The sequence below is a fragment of the Scopulibacillus cellulosilyticus genome, from assembly GCF_042665295.1.
Lineage (GTDB): Bacteria > Bacillota > Bacilli > Bacillales > Sporolactobacillaceae > Scopulibacillus_A > Scopulibacillus_A cellulosilyticus.
Genome location: NZ_JBHTCO010000019.1, coordinates 75,617 through 92,477, shown reverse-complemented (window position 1 = coordinate 92,477; position 16,861 = coordinate 75,617). Strand labels below are relative to the sequence as shown.

Sequence of the window (16,861 nt, the reverse complement as noted above, 5' to 3'; positions counted from 1 at the left end):
ATTAATAAATGTGAAAATCAATTTGTTGGCGTTCTATAGCAATCATCTCTATATAAAAATTGTTTGCCATACAACTATAATATTGTATGGTTTTTTTGTGCATGTTAAAATATTTGAAATCTAGTTGGAGGATTATAGAAATTATATTATGTTACAAAAGGAAAGCTTATTTAGAAGAGACCAATATAAAAAGGAATACCCCCTTTCAAAAGTACATTTATACAACATAGACACAGTCAGAAGGAGGATAAAATATGAACAATCCTGTAATCATTGTTGGCGCGGGTTTAAGTGGCCTTCGTGCTGCGTCTTTACTTACCGCACAGGGCGTCAAATGTAGGGTTCTAGAGGCTAGAGATAGGATTGGCGGCAGGGTTTTGAGTACTTTTGATCCAAACCGACCTGACCTAGGCAAATTTGATCTTGGTCCGACGTGGTTTTGGCCACAGTATGAGAGCCATATTGCTAATCTTGTTAAAGAACTAAAATTAGAAACCTTCGAACAATATAAGAAAGGCGAAATACTTTTAGAACGATTCCAAATCAAGCCGCCAGAGCGCTGTGTGCTGAAAGAAAATTCTGATGAAAAATGGGTCCGATTGACTGGAGGTGTGCAGTCTCTTATCGATGCTCTAGCAGAGACTATTCCCTCGGAAATAGTTGAGCTAGAAACACGAGTTAAGAAAATTCATCTGAATGAAGCTGGTGATATCACGGTTGAAGCAGAGCTTTCTGATGGAAAGATGAAAAAATTCCCTGCAGATGCTGTTGTTTTGGCATTGCCACCTCGTCTTGTGGCGCATTACATTGAATTTTCGCCTTCCCTCCCTCCAAGTCTTATTACTGATATTGTAAAAAAACCTACGTGGATGGCGGGACAGGCCAAGGCAGTTGCAGTCTATGATCGTCCCTTCTGGAGAGAATTAGGACTTTCTGGATATGTATTGAGTGCCGTTGGTCCCTTGGAAGAAATATATGATGCCTCTCCTAATAAAGGCTCTGGTGCATTATTTGGTTTCTTCGGAATGCCTCCAGAAGCACGTAAAAAAATGGGTCAAGATAAAATTTTACAATTGGTTCTTAACCAGTTAGTTAAGCTCTTTGGAAGTGAAGCTAAAAATGTAAAGGCTATTTTTTATAAAGATTGGTCCAGCGATTCTGAAACAGCTGTTGAGGAAGATTTCAGTCCTCTTAAAAATTACCAGAGCTATGGGCAACCACCAGTAGAGGGTGTATGGGAAAAGAAAATTATTTTTGCTGGTACAGAGACGAATTCACAATATAGTGGACATCTTGAAGGTGCACTTCAGTCAGCTGAACAGGCAGTTTTTGAAATCATTAATTTAATTAACATTCCTTTATGACACGATATTTTCAATCGTATTTGAAAGCGAACAGAATTAGCAGCGACTCGATTTCGTGCTGTTCTGAATATTTCTGTGTGAATTTTTAACTCCAACTTCATTAATAAATGTGATAACCAATTTGTTGGCGTTCTATAGCAATCATCCTTATTTAAAAATTGTTTGCCATACAACTATAATATTGTATGGTTTTTTTACACATGTTAAAATATTTAAAATTTAACAAACAGAGTATGGCCTAATAAAAAGTCAACTGGAAAATCGGGTCATTTTAAAGTAAAATTAGTTATTTAGTTTTCGGAATAATCATTAAATGTAATCAATTACTAAAAATAAAAAAGGAATGATTATAAATGGAAAATAAATTTGCTGAGAGAGCTCATTTAGTAAAATCTTCTGAGACACGTGAAATATTAAAAGTAACAGAAAGACCAGAAGTCATCTCTTTTGCGGGAGGCCTGCCTGCTCCAGAGTTGTTTCCTGTAGAAGCTCTTAAGAATGTATGCAATGCTGTATTGAATGAAGAAGGTGAGGCTTCTCTTCAATATAGTACGACTGAAGGATATATTCCTTTAAGAGAAGCTATTTGTCAAAGGATGAAATTTATTGGGATCAACTCTACTATTGAAAATGTTCTCATTACATCAGGGTCCCAGCAAGCAATCGACCTTACTGGAAGGTTATTTATCAATGAGGGAGATGCTATTATTTGTGAAAGCCCAACCTATCTTGCGGCAATTAACGTATTCAAGTCATACAATGCCAAATTTGTTGAAGTAGCTATGGATAATGATGGAATGGTTATGGAAGAGCTTGAGAAAAAGCTGCAAGAGCATCCCAACGCAAAATTCATCTATACTATTCCAGATTTCCAAAACCCTACAGGCCGCACATTAAAGCTCGAAAGACGGAAGAGAATGATTGAGCTCGCCAATCAATATGATGTACTGATTGTAGAGGATAATCCCTATGGCGCTATTAGATTTTCCGGAGAGGCACTCCCGCCTGTGAAACATTTTGACACAGAGAGCAGGGTCATTTATATAAGTACCTTCTCTAAGATTTTTTCTCCCGGTCTTCGACTTGGATGGATTTGTGCAGGTGAATCTTTTATTAATAAGTATGTTTCTTTAAAGCAAACCGCAGACTTGCATACTGACAGCTTTGCTCAAAGAATTACAGCTAAGTATTTGGAACTTTACAATATCGAAGAGCACATTAATAAAATCAAAGCTGTTTACAAAGAAAGATGCACAGTTATGTTATCTAGTATCAAAGAATTTTTTCCCAAAAGTTTAAACTATAGTGTGCCAGAAGGCGGATTATTTATTTGGATTGAGCTACCTGAATCTGTTGATTCGGGGGAATTATTCACCAAATGTTTGGAAAGTAATGTTGCGTTTGTTCCAGGTACCCCATTCTTTCCGAATGGAACAAAGAAAAATACATGTCGTTTAAATTACTCAAATATGTCTAAGGATAAAATCATTGAAGGTATGAAGCGTATGGGAGAAGTTTTACATCGTGAATTGGAAAAAGAAACAGCGCTTTTATGATTCAGAGCCGACAGTCTGACCGAGGAAGACATCCAAAGAAACAAGGTCTTGGGCACCAATTTTATATGTTTTAAACATTTTCTTAAGTTGATGGCTATAGGGCCTCGCAAACATTTTGTCGAAATACCCACGCTAATACAATTTTTCATGAAAAACGTGATTTTTCAAAGCTAAGGAATAGCAATCTAAAGCCAATTGATTAAGGTTTTTCAAGGATATAAAGGAAGCAACGATTTCTTCCGTAAGAGATGAAAGGAGACATTAAATTGGGGCATCGGGAGAAAATTTATTTTGGTTGGTATATCGTTATAACTGCTTCGATCATTACCCTTCTCACCAACGGGTTGCGATTGGGAATCGGCCCCTTGGAAAAGCCGATTATTTCGGACTTATCCATGTCACGGATAGAGTTTTCATCGATCATCGCGATTAGCATGATCGTTTACGGGTTTGGGATGCCTATTGCGGGAATGTTGTTAAAAAGATTCAGTATCCGTTCTATCTTATTAGCCGGAATGGTGTTGGCTTGCGGCGCGATCTTATGGACTGTTGTTTCAAATAATACGGTTTCTTTTTTGTTTTCGTTTGGAATCCTATTGTCTCTGGGGCTTTCGTTCATGAGCCCAGTTGCATTGACACCGATTATCAGTCATTGGTTTATCCGCAAAAGAGGTCAAGCCCTTTTTTATATGACAACAGGAGCCATGGCGGGCATAGCGGTTGTTACCCCGCTGGAAACGGCCCTTATTCATGCGGTTGGTTGGAAATATACCTTGCTGTTTTTTGGCGCTCTTTTCATTTTCCTGGTGATTCCGGCAGTCCTGTTTATCATTCGTGAAGCACCGGAGGAGATCAAAACCGCAACAGGCAACCGAAACATAAACCTATCGAAAAAGGGATCACAGATTCAACCGAAAATCACATTGAAAAATGCATTGAAAACGAAAGCCTACTGGCAGATTGTGATTGGGCTGTTTGCCTGCGGATTCAGTATGAATCTCCTCGGATCCCATGGAGTGCCAATGCTGACGGATCATCATTTCTCGGCGACCACCGCCTCCTTTAGCGTGGGGCTGATCGGTTTTACAGCGATCTTCAGCACATTGGCCATGGGTACCATCGCGGATCGCTTTCCGCGAAAAAACATTTTATGTCTAATCTATGTCGTCCGCGGGTTGGGATTTCTCGGTTTGGTGTTTGCGGCCACTTCCTTGCAACTGTATATCGTCGCCATTATTGGTGGACTGGTATGGGCCGGTTCGACCGCGACGGCTTCCGCTATCCTTAGTGATTTGTACGGCGTGCAACTGGTCGGAATCTTGTATGGATGGGCGTATTTCGGCCATCAAATCGGCGGTGCTGTCGGCACTTTTTTGGGCGGATGGGGTTACGAGACGTTCGGAACCCATGTTGTTTCATTCGGTGCGACTGCCATCTTACTAATGTTTGCGGGGCTCGTTTCTTTTCGATTGCCTTCAAGACTGTCTATGCCAAACCTTCCGATGAATAACAAAGAGGTACAAACAAAAGGATAATTATCCTTTTTACACAACTAATAAAGATTGAAGTTTGGTCAAATATTCACATTATGTTTCTCACGGATAGTCATCACCCTCCTAGGAAAGCTTGAGAAAGTGGTCTTCTCGGTTAAATGATAAAGTAAACCAAAAAAGTTTTTTCAAATTAAGTCTGATAAGCATAACTTTCCTTTATAAGTCCTGTCACTATATTTTTTAGTATTTAAATCATAGGTTCGTTTAAAAAATATCAAACTAAAAATAGAGTATAATGGTTATTGATGTATTGACAGAGGATGTGAACAAACTATGCCGGCAATTTTAATAGCTGACCGAGATCAGACAGAGCGAACCGGGATTCGCTGGTTCATACAATCCAGCCGTTTGAATTTTGAAACTGTCGCGGAAGCCGTTCATTTAGATGAAATGATTGAATATATCAATAACCATAAACCTGAAGTCGTTTGTTTGGAGTTAGAAATGGTTCCTTCATATAGAATGACCGAAATAACAATACTTTTACGTCAATACGTACAAACCGTTATTTGTTTAACCGCTGAGGCCGTTTTTGAGCGGGCTGTCCAAGCGATTGAATTTCACAGTATTTCTTTATTAATTAAGCCATTATCGCACGAACAATTAAAAAAGAGTTTGTTTCAAGCATCGCAAAGTTCCCTGGACAAGCACCGTCAAAACGAAGCTCTGGAATCGGCTTCGACGCAAATTTCCTATCCAGCCTTATTTAAGGCGCAGCCTTTAGAGCAAAATGAGTACAGCATGGTTATATTGCGTCCTGAGAAGAAAGAACATATGCCAATTTTGTCCCATTGGCTGGAGCAATATAATATCCCGTATCCTGTTCAATATTTTCCTTTAAGCAAAGATGTTGTATGTGTATTGCAAATTCCAAAGCAAAACGAATGCATCATTTTGCAGCAGGAGGGTCAAAGGATTTTGCAAAGGTGGGCAAGCGAATATTCTAACCGCCGATTGAATATTGCGATTCATCCTGCTTCAATTTCAGCAACAAGTTTAAATGAAATGTATTTAAAAACAATTAACATGTTTAAATTAAGCTTTTTCAAAGGCATGCAGCAGCTGTTTTGGGTGGACAATGATGCAAGCTTTTATTCTATTGATCCTTTTCTGACTCCGGAAGAGCAAAGGGAATGGATGACTTTGCTGGAAGAAGGGAACAAACAGGGGATAAAAAATTGGCTCTACGAAAATTTCACAAGCTTTGAAACGCCTTATCCCGAACCTGAACTGCTTCGTGTTCGTTTTACGAGTATCCTTGCGCAGCTGCGCCGTTTTATGAAGACCTATTATTTAGACCAGAACCATGAAACAGAGGCATACTATCATAATATTTTCGATACTGTTTTGTTTGATCCAGTCTTATTCAAGATCGTTCAGGAAGTTATTTTGTTTGTATTTATTTTAATTGATGGTGCAGAACGACAAAAAGAGAAGGCGGCCACAGACGTTATTGAACGGGGACTGCGATTTATGGAACAAAATTACCATATGCATCATTTAGGTTTAAAGGATATTGCTGAACATGTCGGGATGAGTCCGAGTTATTACAGCCATTTAATCACACAGTCAAAAGGGAGATCGTTTCGCAGTATTTTGACAGATATACGGCTTAGAAAGGCCAGGAAACTGCTGGTTGAGACAACGATGACAATACAAGAAATTACAGATCAAATCGGTTTTACGGACGCAAATTATTTTAGCCGTATTTTTAAAAAAGCAACAGGTTTGTCTCCAAGAGCATACCGCCAACAAGAAAAAAGTAAGAAATCTAAAGAAAAGTAAGGTTAAATTTTAAGGCTGTCGGAAAGAGTCAGTGTGTACTATTTAGATAAATAACAAGATAACTTATAAATAGTGAATAAAATAAATTAGAAGAATAAATAACCATTTTAGATATTGAATGTGAATAACTTATGTTGCATTATTTGCGTAATTGGGTTAGCAGCAGTATATTTAACCATTTTATAAGAGCTGACAACATCAATGTCCATTATACTGCGGTCATTGAAGTTGTCGGCTCTTTTATCACATAACCATGACATGATAAACAACTAAATTCTGGCCCATAGCGTATAAGAAGACTAAACCCCCTCCTTATTGAATTCGTTTCAAAAAAAAGGAATTATTTATTTATCAAAATACTATTGACGGTTTTCTAAATATTATTTAATATGAAATTGAAAATCATTATCAAATACAGAAGCCTTTAGTTACTTTTTCTTCTGGAGGGATATTAATGGCCCGTAGTTTTTTAAATATTAAATCCGTATTAATAGCTGTGGCTATTTTTTTAGTTGCTGGTATATTTGTTTGGCAAGGTATTTCATCTAATGGAGTACCGGAACCGAACAATCACAATATGAGTTCAGTATCTTCTATCGTCAACGCTGGAATACTTGTTTTTCGTGAAGGTTTGGAAGCTATTTTAGTTTTATCTGCAATGACTGCCGGCCTGATTCGAACTAAGAATTTTTATTGGAAACCTATTTTTACAGGTTCGGGAATTGGCTTTTTGGCTACTATCATTAGTTGGTTTATAATTGTAGCCATTATTTCATCAATAAAGGCACCAGAATATGACATTCAAGCTGGAACAGGACTTTTAGCTATTGTTGTTCTTCTTATTGTTATGAACTGGTTCTTCCATAAGATTTATTGGACTGGTTGGATTGGTCATCATAATAAAAAGAAAAAGGAATTAATGAAAAACGATAATAGCAGTTCAGCAACATACATAGGGTTAGCTCTGCTTGGTTTTTCAGCTATTTATCGTGAGGGGTTTGAAGTCGATCTTTTCCTTCAGGACTTACGATTAAAGGCCGGATCAGAGGTAGTCCTTGAAGGGACAGTAATTGGTTTGTTTTTAACTGCAATTGTTGCTGTCCTTACATTTATCGCTCAAAAGAAACTACCATATAAGAAAATGCTTGTTTTCACAGGTGTCTTATTAGGGATTGTTTTAATCGTTATGGTAGGTGAGAGTGCTCAAGAGTTGCAACAGGCCGGGTGGATTCCAACAACAAAAATAAATATTCCTATACCTGGATGGATGGGGATGTGGTTCGCGGTATTTCCGACAGTTGAAGGACTTGCAGCACAGGCTTTGGCTGCCATACTTGTCCTAGGATCATATGTAGGGGCTGAATATGTACGTCGATGGAAACCTCATAAAGAAATTGCTGCTAAGAATGCTAAATAAAAAAATTGACACGAAATAAAACACGCTTTTCTTTTCAATAAAGAAGTAAGCGTGTTTTTTATTCCGTTTTTTAATACATCATGCGTAGACATGTTAGTTTCTTCCTTCTCTATTTTGTTAATATTGTTAAACATACTGCAAGATAGAAAGAATTTCATAAAAATTGAAATTGGATTAAGCATAACATAACTAATGACAGCTCGATTTAAAATATGTAGAAACGGTGTACAATGTATTTATCCTTTTTGCTTTTTGTTAATTAAGCATATTATATTTTAAATCATTTATTTATCCAGCTACTTGACTTTTTAAGTTTTCTAATCCAAAACGATTAATAAATTTATAGAAAGGTTCTCTCTTTTTACCATGTTCAGCGTAGAGATCAATAATTTTTTCCACAACCTCGTAAAGTTGTTCAGGAATTAGCTGCTCCATAAATAAAGTTCCTGTTTCGGCATCCAACCCTTTAGCTTTTCCGCCAATATATAAGTTATATCCGTTTCTTACTTTCATTACGCCGATATCATTGACCATAGGTTCACCGCATCCAATCGGGCATCCAGTATAGGCAGGGCGAAGCGTAAAGGGAACTGGTTTTCCTGCTATTCGTTTATTTAGTTCAATAGCAACTGGCATACCTTCTTTTTCTGATCCCTTACAAAAGTTACAGGTTCTTAGATTTTTTACGAAATTTCCTACTGGATAGCAAAACAAGCCTACTTCCTTAAATTTTTCTTTGACTAAGTCTGCTTTCTTTTCGGGTACTTCGATGTAAAGTTGTTGGAAAGTTGTCAGTTCCAGTTCATCACCATCGTTCATGTACTCAGCAATGACGGATAACTGTTTAGCATTTAATTTTGAACCAAATGATATACCGCCATTAACAGCTAATTTCACCATTTCTTCTTTTTGATTCATTCATTTTCACACCCTTGACACCTTTTCATTTGTTTAGAAGGTTCCCTAAATTAAAAATATGCCGTGATAATTTAAAGTTAAATAGATGGAGAGGAAGCCAATTTGGCCTCCTTTATTTTCTATGCTTTTAATTTAATTCGTTGCAAGCGCAGTGCATTTAAGACAACAGATACGGAGCTAAAGGCCATTGCCGCTCCGGCCAGCCAAGGAGCTAATAAGCCGATCGCTGCAATTGGAACGCCTACACTGTTGTAAGCGAATGCCCAGAACAGGTTTTGTTTAATGTTTCGTATTGTTTTCTTACTCATCATAATCGCATCCGCAATACTGTTCAGATCCCCCCGGATCAATGTGATATCCGCAGCTTCCATTGCAACGTCTGTTCCTGTCCCAATTGCCATACCAATATCCGCTGTTGCAAGTGCCGGGGCGTCATTTATTCCATCACCAACCATCGCTACTTTGTACCCTTTGTTTTGCAGTTTTTTAACTTCTTCAGCTTTTCCTTCAGGCAGAACTTCTGCAATGGTATGTTTGATGCCGACTTGTTTGGCGATAGCTTCTGCGGTCTGTTTATTATCCCCGGTAATCATGACTACTTCTAATCCCATGTCATGCAGACGGGAAATCGCTTCTTTTGAGGTATCTTTAACCGTATCGGCCACAGCAACAATTCCGGCAAACTGATGATCAACTGCAACAAGCATGGCTGTTTTACCGGTTTTTTCAAACGAAACCATATCGTCAAAGCAATCCTTAGGGACATCAATCTTTTCTTTTTTCATCAGACGACGGGTCCCAATGTGCAACAATCGACCTTCAACTTTTGCTTGAATGCCATGGCCAGGAATAGCTTCAAAGGATTCAGCGTTCTTTAGTTCAATGCCTAAATCTTGAATCCCTTCTACAATAGCCTGGGCCAATGGGTGCTCAGACTGTTTTTCGGCAGATCCGACAAGTTTTAGAAGATCAGCTTCGTTCCAATTCGTTGAAACGTCTGTCAGTTTTGGTGTGCCGTTTGTCACGGTCCCGGTTTTATCTAAAATGATGGTATCAATCAGGTGTGTTTGTTCAAGATGTTCGCCGCCTTTAAACAAGATACCAAATTCGGCTGAACGTCCTGATCCTGCCATAATTGAAGTTGGCGTAGCCAATCCAAGTGCACAAGGACATGCAATGACAAGTACGGCAATGAATTTTTCAAGTGCTGCTGCAAAATCCCCCGGTGCAACGAGCGTATACCAAATAACAAAAGACAGAAGCGCTAATCCAACAACAATTGGTACAAATACACCGGAAATGCGGTCAGCCAGTCGTTGAATCGGTGCTTTTGATCCTTGCGCTTCTTCAACCACTTTAATAATTTGGGACAGTGCCGTATCTTTACCAACCTTCGTAGCTTTTACCTTTAAAAAACCATTTTTATTAATCGTCGCTCCGATGACATTGTCACCGATGGTTTTATCAACCGGAATACTTTCACCTGTTAACATTGATTCATCCAGAGCCGATTGGCCCTCGACAATTACGCCGTCTACTGGAACTTTTTCACCCGGTTTCACATAAACAATATCGCCCTCAAGAACTTCTGCCACCGGAATGACCATTTCTCGGCCATCACGAACAACTGTTGCATTTTTAGCCTGAAGACCCATCAATTTTTTGATGGCTTCAGATGATCTTCCTTTGGCTTTTACTTCAAACAGTTTGCCAAGTAAAATAAGCGTAATTAGAACAGCACTAGTCTCAAAGTAAAGCACAGGATGCCCGTGTCCGCCAATAGATTTGATGCTTAAATACAAACTGTAGAAGTAGGCGGCTGATGTACCCATAGCAACCAGGACATCCATGTTAGCACTTTTATTTCTAAGCGCTTTATAAGCTCCTGCATAAAACTGTCTACCAATGATGAATTGGATTGGTGTGGCTAATGCAAATTGGAACCACGGATTCATGAACAGTTTCGGCAGCCATATGAATGACAAAAATTCAAAGTGACTAACCATCGACCATAACAGTGGTAACGCTAGTATGACAGAAGCAATAAATTTGATCGTTTGTTTTTTAATTTCCTTTTGACGAATGTCGGACGCACTTGAACCTTGATCCGATTTTTTCTTTAATTGATACCCTAGCTTGTTAATTGCTTCTTTCATATCGGGAATCGAAATCTCTTTCGGATCGTATTCAACGGCAGCCGATTCCAGTGCAAAGTTCACATTGGCCTGGGAAACACCCTCCAGTCGATTCAGCTTTTTCTCAATCCTGTTGGCGCAAGCTGCACAAGTCATGCCGATCACGTTAAATTCTGTTTTATCTCTAACGACTTTATATCCAAGCGATTGGATTTTTTCTTCGAAATTCTTTACATCTGTTACGCTCGGGTCGTATAAAACCTTTGATTTTTCGAGGGCAAAGTTGACATTGGCGTCGTCTACACCTTCGATTTTTTTCAAACCTTTCTCAATCCTGTTGGCACAGGCTGCACAGGTCATCCCTTGAATTTGCAGGTTTACTTCTTTTTGTGTACTCATTATGATTTCTCTCCTCTCAATATACCATATAGGGGTATATAATTTAGTGAAAAGGAGATCGTGCTAAAGATAGCACGACCTTCGTTTTTAGGCTACATCATAGCCTTGATCTTCAATGGTATCCGTAATTTCTCTTAAGCTTACCGTTTCCGGATCAAATGTAACATCTACTTCACCTTTATCTAAATGAACTTCAACCGATTTAACGCCATTGAGTTTTCCTACACTTCCCTCAATGGCATTAACACAATGTCCGCAAGACATGCCTTGTACTTTTAATGTTTTATCACTCATTTGAATGACCTCCTTATTAATCCATTTGATATTACTCTACCCGGAATGAATAACTGATTCGATTTATTTCTTTTCAATATTTGTTTTTCAAAAACGCATTTTATCAACAAAATCTCAACTATCCTTCCGGTTCGGCTTCATTATACCATACCCCCATAGGGTAATGTCAACTTAAAATTTTTTGGATATCAAAATAACAGTCATGGTTTTTACTATGATAAACGGTTAAGGAAAAGGGAAGAGGGGCTTTTTATAACCTAATCACATTGCGTGCTTAACGCCCTTTTTGACAAGATACCAGTTAACAGGGTAACTCGTGCAAAAGCCAATCATCATAGCAATTTGCATCATAAACCAAAAAACTACAGAGGTAGGCTCAGGCATTGACGTAAAAAGGACGTAATTAGTGATTGCCATCCAGCCAAACATTCCGATTTCGAAAGCAATGAGTGAAAGAGTATCAGCTTTTACTGCATCTTTTAAAGCTTCACCCGGGTGGTCGTGTTTTTCAAATCCCATTCCATAATATTGAAAGAGAAGTCCAAAGATATACGCCAATATAAATTCAATGACATAATCAGCAAGCATCATACTGCCAGCGATCGTCCATCCTAATGCAAACACAATTGGTGCACCTATTAAATCCCCAATTGAGCAGCCGCTGCTGCAATGTGTAGTAGACACAAAAACGCTTTGCCAAAAAGGCTTATTTCCATGATGATGGTGCATATGGCTATGGTCGTGTTGCATATGTTCATGATGATGTTCCATATGGTGGCTGCCATGGTCCATGTTCATATCCATTTCCATTTCCATGCTGGCTTCCATATTCATGTCTCCCATATCCATTTGCATAGGATCCTTATTTCGTCCAAGCTTGTAATAAGCGCAAAATCCGACGATAGGGAAATATAGGCCAGTCAGCGGCCAAACAATATTCATGATTGGCATCATTTTTTGTGGGTACCGAATGATATCAACCGTAATAATGATGCCTTGTAAAATCCCGATGATAATACTTAAATAAGAAATTACTACAATCCAAGTCATATTATCACTCCTTTTTATTTATATTATACCCCTGTAAGGTATGTGATACCCGATTTCGTTTTGTATAAAACATTTTCTAATCCTATTTTTTCAACGACCATTAATTTTTATAAAAAAAAGTATTGGGATCTCCCAACACTCACTTGTTATTTAGAATATTGTTTGATGATTTCAAGGAGCTCTTCAATCATACCCTCGCCATCACCATTTTTTATAGAATGGGCTACACATTTTTTCGTATGCCGCTCCATCACAGTATAACCCACTTTTTTTATGGCTGCCTGAATCGCTGAAAGCTGAATCAGAATATCCATGCAATACCGGTCATTTTCAACCATATTTTGAATGCCCCGAACTTGTCCTTCTATTCTTTTTAACCGGTTAATAATCTGTTCCTTCTCCTTATTGCTTCTTGGCTCAACGGGTTTTTTATCCGTATTTTTCTCTTCCATTAACATAACCCCTTTAATTAAAAAATTTATAAGTAAAACTAATTTAGGGTATATTGCTCTTTATGAAATATAAGCATTATTAGCGTACCAAATATATTGACTTTTTTCACCTTTCCTAAAAGGTATTTTAATACTTACCAATATCTTATTTAAGAAAGATAAAAGATTCCACATAAAACTTGGAATTAAAAAACAGTTTGTATATACTACCCAGGGATAGTATAATGGATAAAAGCTTACATAAATCTTACCAACATTTAAAAATAAAATTTAAACCAAAAGGAGGAATAAAGATTGAACAATTTATTTCCTCATATTTATGATAAGCTAATGGCTCCCCTTGAAAAAGGTAAATTGAAATCTATTAGAAAAGATTTACTTGAACATGCAAGGGGAAAAGTTTTAGAAATTGGCGCGGGTACCGGTGTTAATTTTCCTTTATACAGGCACGCTGAAAAAGTGATCGCCTTGGAACCGAATCCAAAGATGATAAAACTGGCTGCATCAAACATGCAGAATGCTAAAGTGCCTATCGAAACGTGTCAACAAAAAGCGGAAATGTTGCCTTTTCAAGACTGTGCATTTGATACTGTCACTGCAACACTTGTGTTTTGTACAATACCCCCGGAGAAGGCTTTTCAAGAAATTTATAGGGTATTAAAACCCGGCGGCCGGTTATTAATGCTTGAACATATTAGAATGCAGCAGCCAATGCTTGCAAGACTTCAAGACTTTTTAACACCTGCATGGAAGAAAGTTTGTGATGGCTGTTGCTTGAACCGACAGACTCTTAATCTATTAAAGGGACAAAATTTGTTCCATTTATTATTAACAAAATACTATTTTAAAGGATTATTTGCAGTAACCATTGCGGAAAAGAGGGGATTATAAGAAAAATGGAATTTGAAGTATATGTATAAAGATTTATTCACTATTTTGGCTGCACTGTTCAGACCCATGCGGTAATATCCATAATGACAATAATTCTCGGATTCGGTGTTGCTTTACATCAAAAATACGGTTGAAAGGATGGTATGAAATGAAAAAGATTTTAACCATTGGCATTTTATTATTAACTGCATTATTCTTGGTCGCTTGTGGTAATAAGGAAGATATGAAAGACATGGATCACTCGAAAATGAGTAAAGAAGCCATGAAAAACATGGATCACTCGAAAATGAGTAAAGATGATATCAAAAATATGGGACACGACAATATCGTACCATTAAATTCTTCAAAAGGGAAAAATGAAATAACCTTCCCGGAAATATTAAAACCGGCTTCTGTTAATGGAAATAATGTCAGTTATACGATAACCGCACAACAAGGTAAGACGGAATTTTATCCGGGCCATAAGTCAAATACTTTCGGTTACAATGGTAATTTATTGGGTCCTGTTGTGAAATTAAAAAATGGTCAACATGTGACAATTAATTTAGTCAATCATTTAAATGAAGATACAACTTTCCATTTTCATGGGTTAGAGATCCCAGGAGATGTTGACGGCGGTCCTGAGCAAGTGCTAAAACCAGGCGAAGAAAAAACCATTTCATTTAAAGTCAATCAAGAAGCAGCTACGTTATGGTTCCATCCTCATCCATCGCCTCATACAGCGGAACAAGTCTATAAGGGTTTGGCAGGGTTAATTTATATTGAAGACAATAATAATAATGCCAAAAAACTGCCGCATGAATATGGTGTGAACGATTTTCCTTTAATTATCCAAGATAAATCCTTTGATTCTAATAAACAATTAGATTATAAGAAAGTAAAGAATGATGATGGTACAACAGGTCATACAGTTTTAGTTAATGGGAAAGTCGATCCAAAGTTTACTTTTAAAAAAGAATTGGTTCGATTACGAATCTTAGATGCTTCGAATGCGAGGGTCTATAAATTAAAATTTGATAACGGGATGAAGTTCGAACATATTGCATCAGATGGCGGGTATTTAAATAAACCGGATAAAGTTTCAGAGATTCAAACAGCGCCGTCTGAAAGAAATGAAATACTTGTTGACTTTTCAAAAGTTAAAGGGAATAAAGTCAATCTTATTAATGAAGATGGAAAAGTGATATTGCCGATTCATTTAATTAATAGTAATAAGGGAACTAAGAAATCTGATGACAAAATAAGTAATCTAAGTTTAAATAATATCCATGTTTCTCCAAAAGAAAAAGAAATGAAGATAACAAAAAAAGTTGTATTAGCTGGCATGGGTAAAGATGTAACGATTAATGGCAAGAAATTTGATAAAAATAGAATAGATTTTAATCAAAAAGTAAATAAAACCGAAATTTGGGAAATTGAAAATAAAAAAGATGCTATGGGAGGAATGGAACATACTTTTCATATTCACGGCACGCAATTTAAAGTGATTTCTGTAGACGGCAAAACGCCTCTGGAAGAGATGCAAGGCTATAAAGATACAATCTCATTAGAACCCGGACAAAAAGTAAAAATTGCTGTTAAATTTAATCACAAGGGTATTTATATGTATCATTGCCATACCCTGGAGCATGAAGATAATGGAATGATGGGTCAAATCAAAGTTTCATAGTTAAATAGAGGGTGCCCGAAAGTCCAGCTTTTGAAGGCACCCCTTATTTTAGATCTCCTCTGTTAGATTGTTAGATGAAATACATTTATGAATTCTTATAGTAAAAAATGTTAGGATGTGCTTTTTCTTTGGGTTATCTTATGATGGTTATAGTTAACAGACCACCCCATAATTTTGGTTTGTATATAATCATATGCCCCATAGAGCAATTTCTCCTTACCTTTAACTAATAAAAACAGCTTGTTTATTCGTATGCCTTCTGATGACTTATTATTATAGGGTGTTGTTCGATATAAAAGGGAGAATCAGCTTTTATGTTCTTGTAAGATGGTTTATGCTAGTACAAAACTATTAAAATCTTAAACTAAGTGAAATAGAACCATAAATGCAGAAGTGATTTTTCACGGGAAATATACGCAAAGCCATTTTTTACTAGATTATTGTTTTTTATTTAAGACTTTTGAAACGATTGAACACGGCAGTTATGAAATGCTGTAATGAACCATTTTCCTCCTTCTTTGACAACGACATTCGTATTGATTGACAATCGATCACCGGGATCTTGGCTTTCTGGCAATGATACTTCACCCTTACCATGAATAATGGCCACATCGGGTGTGATATAACGGGGGCTAAAATCATGCATTCCGTCGTATGACATTTTACTACCATTTAAAGGACCATTAAAAAGCCATTGATGAACTTTAGCTATCTCTTTCCGACCTTTTAAATGCGTCCCGTTAAAGGTCACATAATCTGCATCGTTTGTAAAGCATTGGCCATAAGCTTCCCCATCGGCGTTATTCCAGGCTTCTGCTAAATTTTTAAAAAGGGCTTTCAAAGCAACCGTATCTTTTTCTTTAACCATCTTATCAATTCCTTTCTGAACAATATTTTGATATGTGATCGCATTTACATCTTTGTAAAAAGTATATTTATTAAGTAAATGCATATTATTGTTTACTTATACCGGCTATTTTTGTATCTAGATCGCTTAAGCGTTGTAAATCCGACCCCAGACTGAAGTTATTTTTAAGCGATTGTTGTAGTCAAAAGTACTCTTCTTACAAAGTTTGGCTTTGATTGCTAGGTATAAAATCTTGATCATTTATAGGATCGTCAACGATATCATTATCTATTATATTGCTTATGTTATTTGTAATACAGTTTATACCTACAATTAACCCGTTACCAAAATTATTTTTACCGTGGTTTGACCACCCTGATTGATTATTTTCCCCTACAGAAACAGCGCCATCACGAGTCTGTGCATTTACATTGATTGTCCCAAAACCTATATTAATAGTCATTTTAGATTACCTCTGTTTTTGAGTTAAATAGCCCCTGTCCTTTATCCACATCTTACATAAGGTTAACT

The 16,861-nt window shown here is 37.2% G+C and carries 14 protein-coding genes; 7 read left to right on the top strand and 7 right to left on the bottom strand.

The features are described 5' to 3' along the window. The first annotated feature begins 254 nt into the window (after positions 1 to 254). The 5 genes from ACFQRG_RS14695 to ACFQRG_RS14675 all read left to right on the top strand — a co-directional run bounded on the left by ACFQRG_RS14695 (position 255) and on the right by ACFQRG_RS14675 (position 7,675). Positions 255 to 1,364, top strand: coding sequence for a flavin monoamine oxidase family protein (locus tag ACFQRG_RS14695; protein ID WP_380967310.1), 1,110 nt, complete (start codon positions 255 to 257; stop codon positions 1,362 to 1,364). 353 nt (positions 1,365 to 1,717) lie between these two features. Next, positions 1,718 to 2,920: an aminotransferase-like domain-containing protein gene (locus tag ACFQRG_RS14690; RefSeq protein WP_380967308.1), complete on the top strand. Its 1,203-nt coding sequence runs from the start codon at positions 1,718 to 1,720 to the stop codon at positions 2,918 to 2,920. A 266-nt stretch (positions 2,921 to 3,186) separates the two neighbouring features. Beyond that, positions 3,187 to 4,455 (top strand): MFS transporter, encoded by a 1,269-nt coding sequence (locus tag ACFQRG_RS14685; protein WP_380967306.1) that lies wholly within the window; start codon positions 3,187 to 3,189, stop codon positions 4,453 to 4,455. Between the two features lie 291 nt (positions 4,456 to 4,746). Continuing rightward, on the top strand, positions 4,747 to 6,258 hold the full coding sequence (locus tag ACFQRG_RS14680; protein WP_380967304.1) for a helix-turn-helix domain-containing protein: 1,512 nt from the start codon (positions 4,747 to 4,749) through the stop codon (positions 6,256 to 6,258). Positions 6,259 to 6,712: 454 nt separating this feature from the next. Continuing rightward, on the top strand, positions 6,713 to 7,675 hold the full coding sequence (locus ACFQRG_RS14675; RefSeq protein ID WP_380967301.1) for an FTR1 family iron permease: 963 nt from the start codon (positions 6,713 to 6,715) through the stop codon (positions 7,673 to 7,675). Between the two features lie 288 nt (positions 7,676 to 7,963). Here ACFQRG_RS14675 and ACFQRG_RS14670 read toward each other — a convergent pair whose 3' ends face one another. The 5 genes from ACFQRG_RS14670 to ACFQRG_RS14650 form a co-directional block, all read right to left on the bottom strand. Then, positions 7,964 to 8,593, bottom strand: coding sequence for a nitrite reductase (locus ACFQRG_RS14670; RefSeq protein ID WP_380967299.1), 630 nt, complete (start codon positions 8,591 to 8,593; stop codon positions 7,964 to 7,966). A 119-nt stretch (positions 8,594 to 8,712) separates the two neighbouring features. Next, the gene (locus ACFQRG_RS14665; RefSeq protein WP_380967297.1) at positions 8,713 to 11,127 is read right to left on the bottom strand and encodes a heavy metal translocating P-type ATPase; all 2,415 of its coding nucleotides are present in this window, start codon (positions 11,125 to 11,127) and stop codon (positions 8,713 to 8,715) included. Between the two features lie 87 nt (positions 11,128 to 11,214). Continuing rightward, positions 11,215 to 11,421 (bottom strand): copper chaperone CopZ, encoded by a 207-nt coding sequence (gene copZ / locus ACFQRG_RS14660; protein WP_380967295.1) that lies wholly within the window; start codon positions 11,419 to 11,421, stop codon positions 11,215 to 11,217. Between the two features lie 261 nt (positions 11,422 to 11,682). Next, a complete protein-coding gene (locus ACFQRG_RS14655) occupies positions 11,683 to 12,471 on the bottom strand; it encodes a DUF4396 domain-containing protein (protein ID WP_380967294.1) in 789 nt (262 codons plus the stop codon). A gap of 146 nt (positions 12,472 to 12,617) precedes the next feature. Continuing rightward, a complete protein-coding gene (locus ACFQRG_RS14650) occupies positions 12,618 to 12,923 on the bottom strand; it encodes a metal-sensing transcriptional repressor (protein WP_380967293.1) in 306 nt (101 codons plus the stop codon). Positions 12,924 to 13,217: 294 nt separating this feature from the next. On the opposite strand from ACFQRG_RS14650, the gene ACFQRG_RS14645 reads away from it, so the two are divergent. Together ACFQRG_RS14645 and ACFQRG_RS14640 are read left to right on the top strand one after the other, a co-directional pair. Continuing rightward, positions 13,218 to 13,814, top strand: a complete 597-nt coding sequence (locus tag ACFQRG_RS14645) for a class I SAM-dependent methyltransferase (RefSeq protein ID WP_380967292.1) — start codon at positions 13,218 to 13,220, stop codon at positions 13,812 to 13,814. Positions 13,815 to 14,037: 223 nt separating this feature from the next. Then, entirely contained in the window at positions 14,038 to 15,483 is a 1,446-nt protein-coding gene (locus ACFQRG_RS14640) for a multicopper oxidase family protein (protein ID WP_380967481.1), read from the top strand. A gap of 451 nt (positions 15,484 to 15,934) precedes the next feature. On the opposite strand, the gene ACFQRG_RS14635 is transcribed toward ACFQRG_RS14640, so the two are convergent. Both ACFQRG_RS14635 and ACFQRG_RS14630 read right to left on the bottom strand, forming a co-directional pair. Beyond that, on the bottom strand, positions 15,935 to 16,351 hold the full coding sequence (locus ACFQRG_RS14635; RefSeq protein WP_380967291.1) for an SgcJ/EcaC family oxidoreductase: 417 nt from the start codon (positions 16,349 to 16,351) through the stop codon (positions 15,935 to 15,937). 196 nt (positions 16,352 to 16,547) lie between these two features. Continuing rightward, positions 16,548 to 16,793, bottom strand: coding sequence for a hypothetical protein (locus ACFQRG_RS14630; RefSeq protein WP_380967289.1), 246 nt, complete (start codon positions 16,791 to 16,793; stop codon positions 16,548 to 16,550). Positions 16,794 to 16,861 lie beyond the last annotated feature (68 nt).